Source organism: Kitasatospora sp. MY 5-36 (assembly GCF_001182915.1).
Lineage (GTDB): Bacteria > Actinomycetota > Actinomycetes > Streptomycetales > Streptomycetaceae > Kitasatospora.
On sequence record NZ_LFVW01001210.1, the window covers coordinates 1 to 1,383 of the forward strand.

At 75.1% G+C, this 1,383-nt stretch carries 1 protein-coding gene; it reads right to left on the minus strand.

Going from position 1 to position 1,383, the window contains the following annotated elements; translation table 11 throughout:
• Positions 1-164 precede the first annotated feature (164 nt).
• A partial coding sequence (locus AE652_RS41445; protein WP_049661165.1) for an EfeM/EfeO family lipoprotein occupies positions 165-1,383 on the minus strand: 1,219 nt, incomplete at its 5' end.

Genomic DNA, 1,383 nt, shown 5'->3' on the forward strand with positions numbered 1-1,383 from the left:
CACGGCCGCTCCGGCGCCCGCGCCGAGCGCGGCCCGGACGAAGCTGCGCCGGGCCGGTCCGGCCGGGCAGCCGCCCTCCCCGACGGCCTCGACAGCGGCAACGGAGGCGGCGGCAGCGGCGTGCGGGAACGGGCAGGACCCGGTGGCTGCGGTGTGGTCGGTCATCAGGCGGCCTTCCGGATCTCGAGCAGGGCGGGGACGGGGGCGAGGTCTTCGAGCAGTTCACCGGTGGCGCCGTTGAGCTGTCGGCGGGCGTCGGCGGGCAGCCGGTCGACCGGGGTCCAGCCCTCGGGCCGGTGGGCGGCGGCGACCAGGTCGCCGACCCGCTTCATCCCGGCGTTCACCTTGACGAGCACCTGCGGGTCCCGCTCGTCGAGCAGCGGCTGGAGCAGGGTCAGCAGCTCCTGGGTGCCGGTCAGGTTGGCCTGGGCGGTGGCCAGGTTGGTGCCGCTGCCCATGTCGGTGTCGCCGGTCAGCTCGAACTGGAGGGTGTTCTCCAGGATCTCGTGGGCGCGCAGCGGCAGGTCGCCGGGGGCGAAGTCCTGGCCGGGGAAGTCGTGCGCCAGCTTCTCCACGTTCTGCGCCAGGTCGTCGGCGACGGGCGTCAGCTCGGCGGCGGACTGGTCGTGCCAGAGGCCGTACTCCAGCCGCAGGAAGCCGGTGAAGCCCGGGTCCCGCTCCTTCTCGGCGAGTCCGTCCGGGCGGCCGTCGATCTTGCCGTCGAGGTCGGCGAAGGTGCCGTACGCGGCGCCGAGCGAGGCGTACTGGACGTGGGCGGTGAGCCAGTCGGCCTTCGCCGTGGCGAGGTCCCCGGAGCGCACGTCGGCCTGGAGCTTCCGGCTCTCCGTCACGAGCGTCGCGAGGCCCTGGTCGACGTACTCCTTGTAGCTGTCCAGCGGGGCCTTGAGGTCCTCCTCGGCGACCGGCTTGACGGCCTTGACCACGGCGGCGCCGCTGACGTGCACGGCGGCGGAGGTGACGGACTTGCCGCCGGTGGGCACGCAGCGCCAGGCGTAGTCGCCGGAGCCGATGGTGGCGGTCAGGGCGCGGGTGGTGCCGGGGGCCAGGCCCTCGATCTCCCCGTAGACCGCGCCGCTGCCCGGGTCGACGAGGTAGACCTCGGCGACCTTGTCACCGGTGTTGCGCATCTGGAACACCTGCTGGCCGGGCCGCGGGTCGGCGAAGCCCTTGCCGCACTCCTGCTCGGAGACGGCGACGGTGGCGGAGCCGCCCTGCTTGCCCTCGCTGACCGCGATCACCACGCCGGCCACCACGACCGGCACGGCGATCGCCGCGGTCGGCAGCACCCAGCGCGGCCGGCCCGCCCGCACCGGTCCGGCCGTACCCCCGCCCTCGCCCTCGGCCCCGCCCGCGGCGGGCTTC